Annotated in this window: 1 protein-coding gene; it reads left to right on the forward strand. The window is 61.3% G+C overall.

All coding sequences use genetic code 11. From position 1 onward, the window contains the following. Positions 1-66: 66 nt before the first annotated feature. On the forward strand, positions 67-556 hold a 490-nt coding region (locus IVB48_RS34740), incomplete at its 3' end, for a transposase family protein (RefSeq protein ID WP_247407355.1).

Consider the following 556-nt stretch of genomic DNA (forward strand, 5'->3'; position numbering starts at 1 on the left):
GGGGTCTGACTCATTTCCGATGAAGTTTGCCGGGCGACTGTGGTTCTCAAACGGAGAATCAGCGCCATGCGGACGGGCTTTCAAATCTCATCGCTAGTACCGAGTGGTTTGGTGTTTGATGGTGTAAGTGACTCAATGGATTCGGTTATTCTGGCTGTTCGGTCAGAGGCTGCGGAGGCCCAATGCCCTTTGTGCGCGACAGCGTCGCGCCGAATCCATAGCCGATACATCCGGCACGTGGCTGATTTGCCGTCAGCGGGCAGAAGGGTGCGCCTCCGATTGCTCACGCGGCGCTTCACATGTGAGGTGCCGCATTGCCGCCGGCGGATCTTCGCGGAGCGGTTTGGAGAAGACATCGTCCCGCTTCGACGGCGCCGGACGGCACGGTTGGAATACATCGTCCATCACTTGGGGTTGGCGCTCGGCGGCCGGCCGGCGGCAAGCTTCGCCAAGCGGCTCATGCTGCCCGTCAGCAACGATACCTTGCTGCGGGTGGTCCGCCGGCGGACGGCGATGCCGACAGATCCATTGCTTGTTGTGGGCATCGATGACTGGG

The organism is Bradyrhizobium sp. 76, from assembly GCF_023073025.1.
Taxonomy (GTDB): Bacteria; Pseudomonadota; Alphaproteobacteria; order Rhizobiales; family Xanthobacteraceae; genus Bradyrhizobium.